This is a genomic window from Halorubrum aidingense JCM 13560 (genome assembly GCF_000336995.1).
GTDB classification, from domain to species: domain Archaea; phylum Halobacteriota; class Halobacteria; order Halobacteriales; family Haloferacaceae; genus Halorubrum; species Halorubrum aidingense.
Genome location: NZ_AOJI01000022.1, coordinates 140,089 through 155,194, shown reverse-complemented (window position 1 = coordinate 155,194; position 15,106 = coordinate 140,089). Strand labels below are relative to the sequence as shown.

Below are 15,106 nucleotides of genomic sequence, written 5' to 3'. Positions count from 1 at the left end.
GGATCACGCCGACGCGAGCGTCCACGAGTCACCGCATCCCAACCGCACCCGGGAGAACCCCTGTGCGCTGGGGATCGTCCACAAACGCGCTCTGCCGTTAGAAGAGCCAGAGGAAGAGCCGACAGAAGCGAGCTAGCGTGGTGGTGTAACTCCGGGATCTCCTTGGCCTGCTCGCTCACTTATCAGTCCTGGCGATAATATGTGTACTCCGTGTAATCGATGACCACAGATGGGTCGACACTGGTTCCGTCGACGGCGTCAACGAATTGCTTGGGGTAGATTCTCACTACCTCTGCCGGATCCGCTCCGGCGTCCTCAAGCATCTCTATAGCGGTCGCGGTGTCCGTCACAGTTGGCTGCTCGGCCTCTACTCTCTGTAAGCCGGCCACGCAGTCTCCGACATCCATCTCCTCATCTAACGCAGGTTCAATCACCTGCTTGCGTGCTTCTTCAGCCGCATTCTCCAGGTCCATAAGCGCCTTCCGCATCTTAGTAAGCGCAATAGCATTGCTCGTGTCTATGCCGTGATCAGCCACACTCTCGGCATAGCGGGCCGCATCTTGGAGCGTCCCAAGGTCGGGGTGTACCATTGTATCTCGACTGTTGGGGAAGTTTCCGTGTATAGCTTTCTGCAATCTTGGTCAATTAGTCGCTCGTCGATTCATCTACCAAGAGACTCGCCGAGACGACACGCTGTCGCTACTGCTAATCCGGCCCGTTTCGCCCTCCCCCTCCTGTACCCATATATACGCCCGCGCGTGTGAGCAGATTCTCAGTAGGCAGCAGAAACTCCGAACCGGCCGATCTCAGAGATCGCCATATCGAGATATATGGAGATATCGGTGCAGATTCCGGTCAGACGCGGTCGATGTGGTCGTAGACGCGTTCGGTCGTCTGGATGCTCGCGTGCCGGAGCCGGTTCCGCACGTCGTAGAACGTGTTGTTGTCCTCAACGTTGAGCATCCGATAGGCGACGCTGTGGCGCAGCGTGTGCGGCGTCACGTCCTCCGGGGTTCCACGGCCGGCGACGGTCATCGGACGCACGTCGGCGGCGACAGCGGCGTCTCGCACGACGTTCCGCACTGACTCAGTTGACATCCGATCGGACTGTCGCGACGGCCAGAGCGCTGGCGAATCCTTCCACCTCCCGCCGAGATACATTCGGAGCGTCCGAACGGTCTCGTCGGCGAGCCCGATCTCGGTGTAGCTCGGGGAGCGGTCTGTCGGGTAGTCCTTCTGGAGTGCAGCTGGGAGCGCGATCACGCCGTCGTCGAGGTCCAGATGGTCGTCGACGTCGAGCGCGATCGCCTCGGCGACCCGCAGCCCGGTGTCGTACAGCGTCGCGATCAGTGCGTCGTTGCGAGCAGCGAGATACGTCGCACTCGCCTCGACGGTTGCACTTCGCATCTTGTCGACCTGTTCCGGCTTCAGCCAGACTGTCGCTTTCTCTTGAGTTTGGGAATCCATAGTTCGGGGTGTTTCGCAGTGTGTTGTTTATAAACGGTACAGCGGAAGGGAGGGGGTCAGTTTGGGAGTCTATACAAAGAATCCCAAACTCGTCTTAAGCGTTGACACACCCCCAGTTCAGAGAGAGTAGGCGAGGTTTCATCACGTCGGTACCGGTACTAATCCCCATGATCGACGAGGATTTGATCAGAGACCAACTGGACGACCCGGACATCAAGATCCAGAAGATCGGTGAAGATGGGAAAGGATCGTTCGCGAATGTAGTGGTTTCTGGGACTAAGTCCAAACTGATCCGGCTGACGCAGGAAAACTTCGATGTCGAAGGTAAACCGAAGGGCATGGACGACGGAGTCCACGCGAGACTCCGCCCAAAGTGGTAGCCATCGATCCCCTCAGTTCCTTGCTCACTCGGCATGGTATCGTTCCCCGTGTCAACATTGTCAGCGTAGATCGCTCTCGCCTGGCCTGATCCCGGAGCTTTCTGTTCCGCCTTTACGAACGCACTGTCCGGCGAGTTTGCCGTAACAACCGTTGACCACCGAGTCCCGGGCGAGCCTTCAAGACTCACGCTGTATCGATCGTCTCCGAATTGATCGTCGACGGCGTCACTCGGCACCGGGATCACCTCCGTCGGCGAAGGCAGCGAGGTGGGTTTCGTTCTCATCGAGGAGCCGTTCCGGCTCGTCGACGGTGATGCCGACACGGCGCTGCGCAAGAGCAACGTAGTCCGGGTTCAGGTCGATCCCTACGAACCGGCGCCCCAGACGCTTCGCGACGAGCGCGGTCGTTCCGGCGCCAGTGAACGGATCGAGCACGATCCCCGGTTCGGTGTAGTCGCCGACGGTCGGGCAGTCACAAGCCTGTTTCCACCCGGTTCGGGTGCGGGCACCGGTCGAGAACTCACGCGTGTAGGCACCGAGAACTTCACGCGCTTCTCGGGTGAGTTCGGCTTTCTCCTCGTCTACCTTCCCGTATCCCCCGTCAGAGTGATGATTTGAAACGTACTCATCGTGAAGGCCGACATCACGGGCCGCCTCCAGGTGTTTGAGGTCGAGGTCGGACTGTTCGTAGAGTTCAAGCGCACGAGCCTTCTTGTCCCGATTGTTCGGGTTGGCGAGGAGATCAGGCTCGCTCACCGTGTGATCGTATGGGGTCCCACAGACGGCACAGACTTTCGGCGGGCACGACGACTTGAGAGGTATCTCACACAGCTCCGGCGGGTAGACTGCGAAGTGTGCCTCGGGGAACGATTTGATCGGTACCTCAAGAACATCACCCGGATTCTTCCCATTCGGATGAAGGAACTGATCCGGATCTAGAGTCTGGTCGTTTCCGGGGAACGGCCGCTCCGTATTGTCGTTTCGACCAGTTCTATTTAGCGAACTCTCAGCGTGTGACTCGCGGATCGCATCGAGGTCGAACCAGTAATCCCGTGTCGGCGTCAGTTGAAAGACGAACTCCTTGTGCTCGTGGAGCCGATCTTTGACCGGGTGAGGCATCGGATTCGGTTTCGACCAGACAGCATCCGATCGAACGATCCAGCCGGCATTCTGAAGTGCGATCGCGACCCGGTGCGGGGCGAGCGTCTTCTGTTTCTCGATGAACGAGTCACCGAGGTTCAGCCACCAACTGCCGTCGTCACGAAGGACGCGTCGCAGCTCGTCACCGACGTCGACGAGCGCGTCGACGAACTCGTCCAGAGACTCTTCAAGCCCGATCTGTCCGTCAACGCCGTAGTCGCGCAAGCCGTAGTAGGGCGGTGAGGTCATCACGCAGTGAACCGACGACTCCGGCATCTCGCGGAGCGTCCCGACTACATCGCCCTGGTGGATGTCGTTGATCCACCGATCGATCTCCCCGTCGCGTTGATCGTCGACGGCGCGGTTGTCGCTCATGCTTTCACCTGCTTTTTCCAGCCAGCACCGGCGCTACCTGTTCCGTCGTGCCCGCAGTCGGAGCATTCGTCGGGGAGCTTCCGGTTCACCCCGTAGAACGTCCGATAACAGCCGCAGCAGGCAACGAGTTCACTCATTGTGAGCCCCCATCTTCTCGACCTGCTCAGCGACCGGTTTGAACTCCCAGCTGCCGATCGAGCCACCGTACAGGTCTCCGTACGAATCCGCCACCGAGGTCGCCGTCGCGCGGTCCGACCGACCCGTGTGATCCGGATCGTGACGCTGTCGACAGCGCTCGCGCTCCTGGTCCTGCACCAGCTGCAGGAGCAGCGCGTTCTGTAGCTCCATCGCCTCCGCGATCCGTTCTAGGTTCTCGTCGTTCATCGTTGACCTCGTTCAGACCTCGATCGGCTCTCCGTCGCACTCTTGTCTCGCACACTCCAGGCACCGCTCTCCGGCGAATCCCGGTGATGTCGCGAGCAGCTCCGCGGATTCTCCACACCCGGCGCAGGCGTCGTCCGTGACGCCATCTGTGTGCTGCCGGTGCTCGCGCTTCTCGTCTTCCGCCCACGCTCGCATCTGCTGCTGGGTGATCGACGCATGTTCGCCGTGGTCGACCGGCTCGATATTCTCCGCCCGGTTGTCCCACTTGATCCCGTTGCGATGGTGCACATCCTTCCCGGCGAGATCGTCGAGCACTGACTCGATCGGCTCGTCGATCGGGTAGCACTCGACGACTGCGAGCAGCCGGTGGTGCGCGACGTACACGTCTTCGCGACCGGCCCTCGTCGTGTGTGGCCGGTGCTCGGTCGACCGCCACCGCTCGTAGCCCGCCCCGCTCCCGTGACCGGCCTTCGCATGTTCGAACCGAGCGTACGGCTGCACACGGTTCTCTCCGAGGTGATAGGCTTCCACACCGTCATCACCTGCTCTGAATCCGCGGGGCCAGCATCATCTGCACAGTGCCGAAGCCGTCCGCGAACTCGTAGTCCATCTTCATCGGCGTATCCTCGGCGAACCGCACCTGGAGGTCTGTGCCGCTGCTCACCGGCTTCAGTATCCCGCTGTACTTCGACCCCTGCGTCGATCCGCCGGTCAAGTACGGAACCGAGTACATTGCCACTGCGTCCGAGGCGAAGTTTGCTTCCGACATCTCGTCGGGTTCGAGAACCGTCTTGATGTCGTCTGTGTCTCCGTGGCCACAGATGACGAGCTTCCCGTCGTCGACAGCCGATTCCAGCTCGACGTGGTCGCTCACGAGAGCGCTGTTCTCGATCGCTTCCGTCACCAGCCCCGCGTCGGCCGTAAACTCGCTGTCGAGGTCGAGATCCGGGATGTCCGGCTCGTCTCGCATCATGTCCGTGTTGATGCCCGCCATTTCCACCTCGACGTTCGTGTGCTCGATCTCTACCGAGAGCGTCTCAGGCTGGAACGTGAGCGTGATCGGATCCGCTCCGCTCGCCCCGTCGATGTAGTCGTCAAGGCGCTGCAGATTCAGCCCGATCGGGAACATCCCTTCCCCGACCGACTCGAACGCGCCCGGCTCGACCCCGATGTCAACCATGGCCACGTTCGCCGGGTCGACAGCCGTGACCGACAGCCCGTCGTAGCCGAGCCGGAAGATCGCCTCGTCGACGACCGTCAGTAGCTGATCGACGACCTGCTGGAGCACCTCTGCGCGGATGACGACGGAGAGGTTCCCGATCGGGGCCGACTCTACGTCGGGCGTCTGTTCGTCCTCGGTCTCTTCCGCGTCAGCAGCCGCCATTACGCACCACCTCCGACGCCGTCGGCCGTGTCGTCGAAGTCGGTACCGTCGTCGATTTCGGTGGTGTCGTCACTCATGGTCGTCGTAGTCGCGAACTGCTCGGTCGTTCTCTCGATGCTCTTCGGCACGCCGCTCAGCGTCTGCTCCAGCTCCTCGGCGGAGATCCCCGCCGGCGCCTCCACGACGNGGTCGTTCTCTCGATGCTCTTCGGCACGCCGCTCAGCGTCTGCTCCAGCTCCTCGGCGGAGATCCCCGCCGGCGCCTCCACGACGATCGAAACGTCGCCCCGTTCAACACTCGCCAGCGCACGATCGCCAACGACGTCGACGTCAAGCACCGTCGGGTGCTCTGTCGCCGCTGTCTCCGGCGTCTTTCTCGTGGCAGCCCCGCCGTCCGTTGCGACCCGCTCCAGACCCGTCTCGATAAGTCTGTGAGGTGGGCAGCGATTCTCTGCTCCTGTGCGGTGACGATCAGTCATCGGCCACCCCCAGAGAGAATCCGCCTTCGCTGCCGGGCTTGTGGATCGTCGNATTCTCTGCTCCTGTGCGGTGACGATCAGTCATCGGCCACCCCCAGAGAGAATCCGCCTTCGCTGCCGGGCTTGTGGATCGTCGCCTTGGTGGATCCCTCTTCGGCGGTAAACAGGAGGTCGTCTCCGTGTTCGAGGTCCCACTCCATCGCCAGTGCCCGGGGGATCGTCACGGTGAAACTTCCATCGCCCTCTTGAATCCGCCGTCCGTCGGCCAGGAATCCGGTGATTCCCGTCGATTTGTAGCCGTCTGACTTACTCATCGTCACTCACCCCGCAGAGCGCTTTCCCGGCGGTGCAGCCGTTGTAGCGACACTTCGCACAGAACCGCAGACCGCCGTTGCTACCCTCGCACGTAGGGCACTCGCATTCGCGCGACGGGTGTCGGCTGCGGGTGTCTTGCAGCGCTTCACCGGTTGCGTCTGCGTCGGTGTTCGTGGCCGTGCGAGTCGACATCGCCCGGTTCATGCTTCCCTCCAGTACTCGACCTCGTGGCTCGCGTTCATCGCGTCGTGATCCCACGGCGAGTCGTCGCCGACCTCCAAGAGGAGCGTCGCCGTCTCCTCACACGTGCAGCAGAACGCCGAGAGAACACGCCGTTCGCCGACGTCGACCTCGTAGGGCTCGGCGTCCGACGGCCCACGCTTGTCGACGTTCTCGGCGGCGCCGACGACGCGCGACTTACTCGCCATCGGCCACCTCCGTGCCGGCTGCAGCCAGTTCGTCGAGCCGCTCGCGCGCCTCCCCGCCGTCCGTCGCGGCCTTCCGCGCCGGCGTGTCTGGCTCGGTGTCGACGCTGATCGGCTCGTCGTCGAGCGAACCGACGATGATCCACACGTCGTGGATCCCCTGGTGGAGTCGGATCACGTCCGCCGCCTTCAGCGGCTTCACCACCATCCGTCGAATCGCGTCGGTCTGAATGTTCAGGTGGTTCGCAAGCACCGACTCCGCCGTCTCCAGTTCGATCCGCCCGCCGATGCCGGTCCACTCGACGAGCTTCCGATGCCCTTCGCGGGCCTTCAGCGGGATCTCGCCGTCGCCGCTCTCGCTCGCGTCGTCGCCGTCGACGTACGCCTCCGAGACCGCGAACCGAATCGCGTCCGCCAGCGACCCGTGCTCCTCTTCAGCCTCGGCGAGTGCTTCGAGACGGGCGTCGTCGCGGATCGTCGCCTTCGCAACTCGCGACTCGCTCATGCCGACACCCCGCTACGCCTGCGAGCACGGCCACGGCCGCATAATGCGCGGCGGCGCGCGCGCCGCCTGCTGTTCGCGCTCACACACTCGGGTGCGTCACGTGGGCACCGATTCTTCCACACCCCCGTACCTTCGTACGACTTCATAAATTCGGAGCGAGAGGCTCCATCGGTGCCGTTTACTGCCGAATCGGTGTCGTACGACGGGGTTGCTGATCCGTACGACTTGTACACTCCACCTGTTCCACGCGAAACAGTCGAAACGGAGGTCATCGTTCGACACCTCCGTCAGCCGCGACGGGCTGGTCGGGCTCGGCGTCGACGCGATCTCGCTCGACGTCGTCGACGGAGAGCCACCACGGTGGCGAAGTGTGGACCCGATTCGCGTCGAGGTCAGTCACAGCGAGATCGTCGTGGCTCCACTTCCACCAGAGCAGCGCGACGTGAGCGCACCAGCCGCGGAAGCGGTAGCTGTCGCACTCGCACTCGGCCCGCAGTTGGCCCTCGTAGAGCGCGAACAGCACGCGGTGTTTTGAGAGACCGTCCTCATCGACGTAGCCAAGCAGCACGTCGAATTCGGCCGGGTTCACCGGGCCGACTGTCGACGGCGCGGCTTGTGCGCGCTGCCAGCTGGAGGACATCGTCCATCCGCTCGGGAACTGCAGCCGATCCGGCTCGCCGAGCCGGTTTGCGATCTGCTCGCGGTGCTCTTCGACGGCGTTCATGGCGGCGAACACCTCTTCACGAAGTTGCCGACACCACCCGCGTGCCTATCCTCGATGTGCTTCCGGATTGCGTCGTGAACAGCCGTCTCGCCGCAGCGGATCTTCGATATCCACTCGTCTTCATCGAACCGCGTGTTCACGGCGTAGAATCGCGTCTCGCCGTCGACGACCTCGCGAACGTAGCCGTTCCAGCCCGCGGTGTCCTGCCAGAGCCGCAGCTCGTCGTTCGCGTTGAACAGTTCGCCGATACTCAGCTCGCGCCGCTCCTCGACGACCGCGCGCGCCGCGTTTCCGTCAGCGTCGAGATCAACGTCGATCTGCCGCTCGACACTGCTCATAACGCCACCTCCTGAGGCGGCGCGAGAGTGCCTCTACGTGTAAGAAAAAGGTGGAAAAGGTATATGTATCCTATGGGCCGGCACGAATTTGAATCGTGGTTACGGCCACCCGAAGGCCGAAGGATACCAAGCTACCCCACCGGCCCGCATCTCCACGAAGGCCGTTCGTTCTTTTAACCTTTCCGAAATCCGGGGGGCCACCGATCGGATCGGTCCTCGCTGGACCGATTCCGGGCCCCGATCCGATCGGTCGCTCACGCCTCGAAGTAGCGGTCGCGGTGCGCCCGACAGCCGGGGTTAAACCCGGCCTCGCAGTGCGGGCAGGCATCGCCGTCGTCGAGGTACTCGGTCGCGGTCAGGGTCTCACCGCACCGCCCGCACAGCACCGCAGGCTCGGCGAACCGATCGCGGGGCCACGGCTCCGGATCGTGGTCGCTCGCGGCGTCGTGGCACGCGTCGCAGGGGGAGTACGTCTCACAGCAGCCGAACCGGAGCGCGACGACGTCGAGGGGACCGTCCCAGTGGGCACACCGCGTTTCCGGACCGACGTCGACCCCACGGAGGGGGACGGCGAACCGACCGTCGGTCGCCGGCGCGGTCGTGGTCCGGCGCTCGTCGGGCGAAGACGCGGACATCGATCAGTAGGCGGCGTACCCGTTGGTGTCGAGCCAGTTGTGGACGACCGTGATCGTGTGGTCGGCGTGGAGTCGCTCGGGGCCGACGCGCACCCGACGCTCGGCCGCGGTTTCGAGCGCCGCCGACTCCTCGTCGGTGAAGTCGTTGTGATCGGAGAGCACGAAGACGGGATCGGCGGGCGGCTCGGCGTCGACGAGGGGGTCGCCGTCCTCGTGCAGTTGAACGAGCGTCGGGTCCGCGGGGCCGCCGTCGGCCCCGGCGCCGTCGCCGACGAGGCGGTCCAGCGTCGCCGACAGTCCCATTCGGCGGAGTTCGACCCCGGGCGAGACGTCCGCGGGCATGTGACCGATAGCGTCCGGCTTCGCGGCGATCGCGTCTCGCACCCGGGCGGCGACGTTCCGCTCGTCGGGGTGGAGGTGCCGGAGCGTGTCGGCGTCGAAGGTGATCGTGAGTTCGTCGGCGACGACGAGGTGGACGCGGACGCGGTCGCGGATCCCGTGCGAGAGGAACACGCCCGCGGCGACACACCGGCAGAGGAGGTCGAGGCGGCCCGCCCCGGGGATGTCAGACAGCGAGATCGCGTCCGGGTCCGTGGGGACGTCGTGGCCGATGACGACGAACTGGCGCATACGCGGGGGTCGCCCCCGATACTGATAAGGAATCCGACCCAAGATCCGGTATGAGCGTCACCGGACTCTGTCAGATCTGCGAGGCCGCGACGGCGCGTTACACCTGCGGTCGGTGCGGGCGGGTCGTCTGTGGCGACCACTGGAACGACGCCGGAGGGGCCTGTACCGCCTGCCTGCAGGGCCACCAGCAGTGAGCGTCGCGCGACGGGGCGCGGCCGCCGAGCGGAGCGGCGGAGCGGGAAGGTGAGAGCCGACAGACGCGTCTACCGGTACTGATTCAGCCGCTTTTTGAGACGCTTCGCGGAGTCGCCGGCGGCGCCGAAGTACGTCGCCTCCTCAGCTGGCCGGCTCGACTCCTCGCCGGCGAAGATGATCCCGCGAGAGGAGTTGACGAGTCCGACGTCGACCGCGGCGTCCGGGTGTTCGGCGAGTCCGTGTTCGACGGCGGCCTCGGCGTCGCCGCCCTGCGCGCCCACGCCGGGAACGAGGAAGGGAATCCGCGGAACGATCTCGCGGATCTGCGCGAGTTCTTCGGGGGCCGTCGCGCCGACGACGAGTCCGACGTTGGCGTTCCCGTTCCACACGTCCGCGAGTGCCGCGACGCGCTCGTAGAGGGGCTCGCCGGAAGCGAGTTCGAGGTCCTGGAGGTCGCTGCCGCCGGGGTTCGAGGTCCGACAGAGGACGAACACGCCCTTGTCCGCGCGGTCGAGGAACGGCTGGAGCGAGTCGCGACCCATGTACGGGTTCACGGTGATCGCGTCGGCCTCGTCGAGCGCCTCGGCGTACCGCCGGGTCGTGTTCCCGATGTCGGCGCGCTTGGCGTCGAGGAGGACCGGGACGCCCTTTCCGTGGGCGTAGGCAATCGTCTCTCGGAGCGCGCGCCAGCCGTCGGCGTCCTCGTAGAAGGCCGCGTTCGGCTTGTAGCAGGCGGCGTGCTCGTGGGTCGCGTCGATGATCCGGCGGTTGAACGCCCACCGCGGCAGGTCCGCGTCGGCGACGAACTCGGGGAGCCGGCTCGGGTCGGGGTCGAGCCCGACCGAAACGACGCTGTCCGCGGTCTCGATCCGATCCGCGAGCGTCTCGAAGAAGCTCATGCGCGGTGGTGCGCGCGGCGACGCGCTAAACGTTGTGTTCTGCGCCGCCACTCCGCTCACGGTCGTCGCTCCCGTGTCCAGCGAACACCGAGACGGTCCCGAAGAGGTATCGCTCGACCGTCACCCGTCGCGTGCGGTCGTCGAGCGCGCGCCGCGACGCCGCGGTCCGCTCGGCGAGCAGGCCGAGCGGGTTCTCGGACCGGGCGTCGAACAGCCGGGCGTTCAGTCGGACGAACGCCCACAGCGCCGCGTTCGCCGGGCGGCTCCCCCGCGGCGAGAATCCCGCGACCACGACGCTGTCGGCCAGGTCACACCACGCGCTCACGACCGCGTACGGGTCCGGAAACAGCGAGGTGACGAACGTCGCGAGGACGCCGTCTGCCGTCCGTATCGGCGGCTCGGTGGCGTCTCCCTGGACCAGCGAGACGTTCTCCCACCCCCTTCGCTCGACGAGACCGCGCGCCCGGTCGAGCATCGCCCGGGTGAGGTCGACGCCCACGACGCGCCCGGTCGGTCCCACGGCCTCGCGTAACGCCGGGAGGTTGACGCCCGGCCCGCAACCGAACTCGACGACCGTGTCGCCGGGGTCGAGGTCGAGCGCGCGGACGCAGCCCGCACGCACCCCGCCGACCGAGGCGGTCGCTCGCGCGAACCAGTCGTAGACTCGAGCCCACTCGGCGTAGCCGCGCTGGATACGCCGCGCGCGTGCTCGGCTCACGGCGGCGCACGGAGTTCCGCGGGCGAGGTCTTCGGCCACCACTGCTCCGGGCCGTCTCGGGCCACGGACGAGTGGCACTGGTCGGTCGCCGAGCACGCCCGCGGGCGCTGGTAGTCGATACCGCGCTCCGCTAAGTACGTCACGTACCCGTCGTCGACCCGGTCGAGCTTCTCGTGGCACACCCACTTCTCGCCGTACAGCCCGGCCCCGACGTTCCGGTACGGACAGGTGAACGTCGTCCGCTCGGCGCTGCCGTCGGCGGCCGTCTCGTCGATGTCGACACCGACGGACCGGTAGGCCAGCCGGAGTCGACGCGCGATCCGGTCCGGCGACGAGACGCCGAGGAAGAGCCCGTGCGCGAAGACGTACCCGAAGCCGTGGAGCAGACGCTCGAAGCGGGTCAGTCGGGCCGGGTCGTCGTCGAGCATCGAGCGGACGGTCTCGTACCAGCCGGCGACCTCGGTCACCTCGTCGAGCAGCGAGTCGGCCGCCGCGAGCGCTCGCCGTCGCTCGGGGAGCGGCGCGGCACCGTCCGAGAGGCGGAACGACGGCACCGCCTCGACGTGTTCGAGCACGTCCTCTCTGAGCACTCTCCCGTCGAGGTACGCGTCGGTCAGATCCCGGAGTTCCGGGTACCACTCACCGGTCAGCCTCCCGTACGTGCCGTCGAGAAGGTCGTCGACGCGGTCGATCAGCTCCGAGTCGGCTCGGCCCGTTCGGGTCGCTCCGTCGGTCTCTGGCGCCGCCGGAAACGCGTCGACGATCCGCCGTAGTTCGGCGGCGTCCGGTCCTGCCATGTTGACACATGGCAGGCTACGCTCTTGAATCCGCGTGTCGCGGGGCGGATCGCAAGCGGTCGCTCCCGCGACCGCGGTCCGGCTCCTCGTCGCGGGAGTCGATCGGTCTGCGCTGCCCCCCTATCGGCCGAACGGACTGCCGATACCCTCGGCCAGCGCCATATCGAAGTAGTCCAGTTCGTCGACTTCGCTGATAGAGCCGTCGGCGATCCGCTCGAAGGTCGCCATGAATCCCTCGACCGTGATCTTGACCGTCGTACCGATCGCCTTGTGACCGCGCTCGTCGCTCTGGTGAGACACCTCGTAGAGCATTCCGGCGGCGTCGGTCCGCGGGCAGAGCGCGTCGAGGTACGATGCCCACAGCGGACCGTAGCCGTATCGGGTGAGCGTGTTGAACTTCCCGTTGCCGAACTGCTGAGCCTGCTCGTTGACGAGTTGGTTGAGTCGCAGCGAGCGCGTCTGAGCGTCCTCCGAGAGGTACGGGTTCCCCTCGCCGACGTAGCTGGCGTAGTCGAACCGATCGCGATCGATGTATCTTGGACCGAACGGGGCCATCACGCTCATGACGGACTGCCACTCCGGGCCGTTCCCCGCGTCCCGGGACTCCGGGTCGACGGTCGCGCCCTGATGGTGGTGGGTGATCGCCCAGTCGGGGTCGGCGCCGAGGAAGGACTCGGTCACCGCCCGGTTCTCTGGGTTGAGGTTGAGCCCGACGGCGAACAGCTCATCGTACGGGTTCTCTCCGACCGGGTCCAATACGTCGAGCGGGACGTCCTCGACCGGGACGTTGAGGTAGCCGAACTGCGGGTCGTCCTCGAGGGGAGACCACCAGTCCTCGTCCTCGTCGCCCGACTCGAAGTCGGGCAGGATGCTGAACCCGCGGTTCATGTCGTACCCCGGTACGTCGCCGGAGGCGTACGAGTTCTCGTTGATGTACCGAGAGTCGCCCTCCTCCCAGGTGTTGGTGTTGTACCGACGCTGCCGAAGCTCGCCGTCGGTTCCGAGCCCGTCATCACCCACGAAGTTCGCGCCGTCGGGGTTGACCCGGGGGACGATGGTGATGGTCAGGTTGTCGAGGATGGTCTCAACCCGGCGGGACCCGCCCGTGGCCAGCTGGTTGAGGATCCGCACGACGGCCTCGGCGCCCGAGGGCTCGTCGCCGTGGATCTGATTGATGAGGTGGAGGCTCTCGTCGCCGTCACCGACGGTGACCTCCCAGATCGGGTCTCCGCGGCCGGCCGAGGAGCCGATCTGTCGGAGGTCCGTCCGGTCGCTCCGGCGGTCGATCTGTTTCAGGCGCTCACCGAGCTGTTCGTTGTCGAGGTACGCCTCGTAGTTGACCGCGCGTTCGTTCGGCGCCCACGGTCCGCCGGGTCGATAGTCGCCACCGTCCGACTGTCCACTTACCGTGGATCCGAACCCGGCGAATCCGACTGCGGCGATACCGCTCTGAATGAACCGTCGTCTGTGCATGTCGATAGCACCCGTCTCGAAGTTATTTAATCTATTGTACAGAAGACATCATATATTAATGGCGCCATAGTGGGTATTTATAAACGATAGACGGATGAAATTCCGCCGTTCAGAGCGGCAAAAAGGACAATCATCGCTGCAGCCCGATCCGTTTTTTGAGTCGACGAGCGCCGCGACTCGCTTTCCGCCCGAGACTGATCGCCGCAAACGCGCCGCGAACGAACCACTCTGTCGGGATTCGGTCGGGGAACGCGAGCGGTCCGACGCGCGAGACCCCGACCGTTCGCGGCTCGACGAACCGCCGGATCCCTTCGGGACCGTGGCGCCGTCCGAGCCCCGAGTCGCCGAATCCGCCCATCGGCGCGTCGGTCGCCCCCCACGTCGCGAGGAACCCGTCGTTTACGTTGACCGTCCCGCAGTCGATTTCGCGAGCGATCGCGGCGCCGCGGGCCCGATCGGACGTCCAGACGCTCGCGTTGAGCCCGTACGGCGAGTCGTTCGCGGCCGCGACGGCGGCGTCCGCGTCCGGCACGGGCGTCACCGACACGACCGGCCCGAACGTCTCTTCGCGCGCGAGCGTCGAATCGGGGTCCACGTCGGTCAAGACCGTCGGCTCGTAACAGAAGGGGCCGATATCGGGTCGGTGGCTCCCGCCGGTCAGGAGGGTCGCGCCGGCTTCGCGGGCCTCGTCGACGCGGCTTTCGACGCGGTCCAACTGGTCGGCGTCGATCAGCGACCCGAGGTCGGCGTCGTAGTCGTAGCCGGTCCCGAGCGAGAGCCGCTCGGTCTCTCGGACGAACGCCTCGAGGAACGCGTCGTACGCGGAGTCGACGACGTAGATCCGCTCGGCGGCCAGACAGAGCTGGCCGGCGTTCGAGAAACACGCTTGTACCGCACCGCGGGCCGTCTCGTCGACGTCCGCGTCGCCGAGCACGACGAGCGGGTTGTTGCTCCCCAGCTCCAGCGAGCAGTCGATCAGGTTTCGGCCCGCGCGCTCGGCGACGACCCGCCCGGTCTCCGTGCTGCCGGTGAACGCGACGTAGTCGACCCGATCGATCAGCGCGGGCCCGACCGTCGGCCCCTCGCCCGTGACCACCTGGAAGACCCCGTCCGGAAGTCCGGCGACCTCCAACAGCTCTTCGAGCGCGAGGGCGCCGTACGGCGTTTTCTCGTCGGGTTTGAGCACGACCGCGTTGCCCGCGACGAGGGCGGGAAGCGCGTCGGCCATCGAGAGCGTCAGCGGGTAGTTCCACGGCGAGATGACACCGACGACGCCGACGGGGTCGTAGGTAACGGTGGCGGTGGTGGCCCCGGGTACCGCGGCGCGCCGCCGCTCCGGGCCGAGCACTGCTTCCGCCTCGTTCGCGAGGAACGAACACCCCGTCGGCACGTCGAACAGCTCTTCGACCGCGGTCCGACGGGACTTCCCGGTCTCGACCTGGAGGACGTCGAGCAGCTCCTCGCGGTGACCCAACACGAGGTCACCGAATCGATCGACGACCGCGGTCCGCTCGGCGACGGGGGTCTCCTCCCACGCGGTCTGTGCCGTCCGCGAGCGGTCGACGGCGGCGTCGACGGCCGCCGCGTCGCAGGCCGGCACGGAACCGATCCGCTCGTCGGTCGCGGGGGCAACGACATCGATCCCGTCGCCAGCGGCGGCGTTCGCCTCGCCGGTTCGTGCGGAGCGCATCGCGCGGTCGGAGAGGTCGGCGAGTCGTCGTGCCGCGAGGTGCGGTGCGTCGGTGAGGGCCACAGAGCGGTCTGTCGGGGACATCAGTCGTCGAAACGACGGGGAGGAGCGGCAAAGCCGTGCCGGTGAGCCGATCCGCTGGGTCCGATGTCGA

General features: G+C 65.8%; 21 protein-coding genes and 1 tRNA gene. 2 read left to right on the top strand and 20 right to left on the bottom strand.

Annotation, left to right across the window (positions count from 1 at the left end; translation table 11 throughout):
• Positions 1 to 182: 182 nt before the first annotated feature.
• Both C461_RS07615 and C461_RS07610 read right to left on the bottom strand, forming a co-directional pair.
• A complete protein-coding gene (locus C461_RS07615) occupies positions 183 to 590 on the bottom strand; it encodes a hypothetical protein (protein WP_008000078.1) in 408 nt (135 codons plus the stop codon).
• A gap of 265 nt (positions 591 to 855) precedes the next feature.
• Positions 856 to 1,467 (bottom strand): tyrosine-type recombinase/integrase, encoded by a 612-nt coding sequence (locus tag C461_RS07610; protein ID WP_008000077.1) that lies wholly within the window; start codon positions 1,465 to 1,467, stop codon positions 856 to 858.
• A 167-nt stretch (positions 1,468 to 1,634) separates the two neighbouring features.
• Between C461_RS07610 and C461_RS07605 the strand changes: the two genes are divergently transcribed.
• Entirely contained in the window at positions 1,635 to 1,847 is a 213-nt protein-coding gene (locus C461_RS07605) for a hypothetical protein (RefSeq protein WP_008000075.1), read from the top strand.
• A 225-nt stretch (positions 1,848 to 2,072) separates the two neighbouring features.
• On the opposite strand, the gene C461_RS07600 is transcribed toward C461_RS07605, so the two are convergent.
• From C461_RS07600 to trmY, 13 genes are all read right to left on the bottom strand, one after another.
• Positions 2,073 to 3,362: a DNA-methyltransferase gene (locus C461_RS07600; RefSeq protein ID WP_008000072.1), complete on the bottom strand. Its 1,290-nt coding sequence runs from the start codon at positions 3,360 to 3,362 to the stop codon at positions 2,073 to 2,075.
• Between the two features lie 129 nt (positions 3,363 to 3,491).
• Entirely contained in the window at positions 3,492 to 3,746 is a 255-nt protein-coding gene (locus C461_RS07595; RefSeq protein WP_008000071.1) for a hypothetical protein, read from the bottom strand.
• Between the two features lie 12 nt (positions 3,747 to 3,758).
• Positions 3,759 to 4,277 (bottom strand): HNH endonuclease, encoded by a 519-nt coding sequence (locus tag C461_RS07590; protein WP_008000070.1) that lies wholly within the window; start codon positions 4,275 to 4,277, stop codon positions 3,759 to 3,761.
• A gap of 7 nt (positions 4,278 to 4,284) precedes the next feature.
• The gene (locus C461_RS07585) at positions 4,285 to 5,130 is read right to left on the bottom strand and encodes a hypothetical protein (protein WP_008000069.1); all 846 of its coding nucleotides are present in this window, start codon (positions 5,128 to 5,130) and stop codon (positions 4,285 to 4,287) included.
• Positions 5,130 to 5,312: a hypothetical protein gene (locus tag C461_RS07580; RefSeq protein WP_008000068.1), complete on the bottom strand. Its 183-nt coding sequence runs from the start codon at positions 5,310 to 5,312 to the stop codon at positions 5,130 to 5,132. The genes C461_RS07585 and C461_RS07580 overlap by 1 nt, the downstream gene beginning before the upstream one ends.
• 373 nt (positions 5,313 to 5,685) lie before the next feature.
• Entirely contained in the window at positions 5,686 to 5,922 is a 237-nt protein-coding gene (locus tag C461_RS07575; RefSeq protein ID WP_049906428.1) for an AbrB/MazE/SpoVT family DNA-binding domain-containing protein, read from the bottom strand.
• A 201-nt stretch (positions 5,923 to 6,123) separates the two neighbouring features.
• Positions 6,124 to 6,351 (bottom strand): hypothetical protein, encoded by a 228-nt coding sequence (locus C461_RS07570; protein WP_008000066.1) that lies wholly within the window; start codon positions 6,349 to 6,351, stop codon positions 6,124 to 6,126.
• Positions 6,341 to 6,853 carry a hypothetical protein gene (locus tag C461_RS07565; RefSeq protein ID WP_008000065.1) on the bottom strand — a complete coding sequence of 171 codons (513 nt, stop codon included), beginning with the start codon at positions 6,851 to 6,853 and terminating at the stop codon, positions 6,341 to 6,343. The genes C461_RS07570 and C461_RS07565 overlap by 11 nt, the downstream gene beginning before the upstream one ends.
• 268 nt (positions 6,854 to 7,121) lie before the next feature.
• Positions 7,122 to 7,577 (bottom strand): hypothetical protein, encoded by a 456-nt coding sequence (locus C461_RS07560; RefSeq protein WP_239639100.1) that lies wholly within the window; start codon positions 7,575 to 7,577, stop codon positions 7,122 to 7,124.
• Positions 7,574 to 7,915 (bottom strand): hypothetical protein, encoded by a 342-nt coding sequence (locus C461_RS07555; protein ID WP_008000062.1) that lies wholly within the window; start codon positions 7,913 to 7,915, stop codon positions 7,574 to 7,576. The genes C461_RS07560 and C461_RS07555 overlap by 4 nt, the downstream gene beginning before the upstream one ends.
• A 73-nt stretch (positions 7,916 to 7,988) precedes the next feature.
• Positions 7,989 to 8,061, bottom strand: a tRNA-Pro gene (locus C461_RS07550).
• A 108-nt stretch (positions 8,062 to 8,169) separates the two neighbouring features.
• Positions 8,170 to 8,550 (bottom strand): CHY zinc finger protein, encoded by a 381-nt coding sequence (locus C461_RS07545; RefSeq protein ID WP_008000060.1) that lies wholly within the window; start codon positions 8,548 to 8,550, stop codon positions 8,170 to 8,172.
• A 3-nt stretch (positions 8,551 to 8,553) separates the two neighbouring features.
• The gene (gene trmY, locus C461_RS07540; RefSeq protein WP_008000058.1) at positions 8,554 to 9,180 is read right to left on the bottom strand and encodes a tRNA (pseudouridine(54)-N(1))-methyltransferase TrmY; all 627 of its coding nucleotides are present in this window, start codon (positions 9,178 to 9,180) and stop codon (positions 8,554 to 8,556) included.
• Positions 9,181 to 9,230: 50 nt separating this feature from the next.
• Here trmY and C461_RS15495 point away from each other — a divergent pair, with 50 nt between their 5' ends.
• The gene (locus C461_RS15495) at positions 9,231 to 9,374 is read left to right on the top strand and encodes a zinc finger HIT domain-containing protein (protein ID WP_152418364.1); all 144 of its coding nucleotides are present in this window, start codon (positions 9,231 to 9,233) and stop codon (positions 9,372 to 9,374) included.
• Positions 9,375 to 9,443: 69 nt separating this feature from the next.
• On the opposite strand, the gene pyrF is transcribed toward C461_RS15495, so the two are convergent.
• The 5 genes from pyrF to C461_RS07515 form a co-directional block, all read right to left on the bottom strand.
• Positions 9,444 to 10,274, bottom strand: coding sequence for an orotidine-5'-phosphate decarboxylase (gene pyrF, locus C461_RS07535; protein ID WP_008000056.1), 831 nt, complete (start codon positions 10,272 to 10,274; stop codon positions 9,444 to 9,446).
• 25 nt (positions 10,275 to 10,299) lie between these two features.
• Positions 10,300 to 11,031 carry a class I SAM-dependent methyltransferase gene (locus C461_RS07530; RefSeq protein WP_008000054.1) on the bottom strand — a complete coding sequence of 244 codons (732 nt, stop codon included), beginning with the start codon at positions 11,029 to 11,031 and terminating at the stop codon, positions 10,300 to 10,302.
• Positions 10,989 to 11,789, bottom strand: coding sequence for a hypothetical protein (locus C461_RS07525; protein ID WP_008000052.1), 801 nt, complete (start codon positions 11,787 to 11,789; stop codon positions 10,989 to 10,991). Before C461_RS07525 ends, C461_RS07530 begins: the two co-directional genes overlap by 43 nt.
• Before the next feature lie 120 nt (positions 11,790 to 11,909).
• Positions 11,910 to 13,262 carry a M14 family zinc carboxypeptidase gene (locus C461_RS07520; RefSeq protein WP_008000049.1) on the bottom strand — a complete coding sequence of 451 codons (1,353 nt, stop codon included), beginning with the start codon at positions 13,260 to 13,262 and terminating at the stop codon, positions 11,910 to 11,912.
• Positions 13,263 to 13,392: 130 nt separating this feature from the next.
• Positions 13,393 to 15,036: a succinic semialdehyde dehydrogenase gene (locus C461_RS07515; RefSeq protein ID WP_049906427.1), complete on the bottom strand. Its 1,644-nt coding sequence runs from the start codon at positions 15,034 to 15,036 to the stop codon at positions 13,393 to 13,395.
• Positions 15,037 to 15,106: the final 70 nt, after the last annotated feature.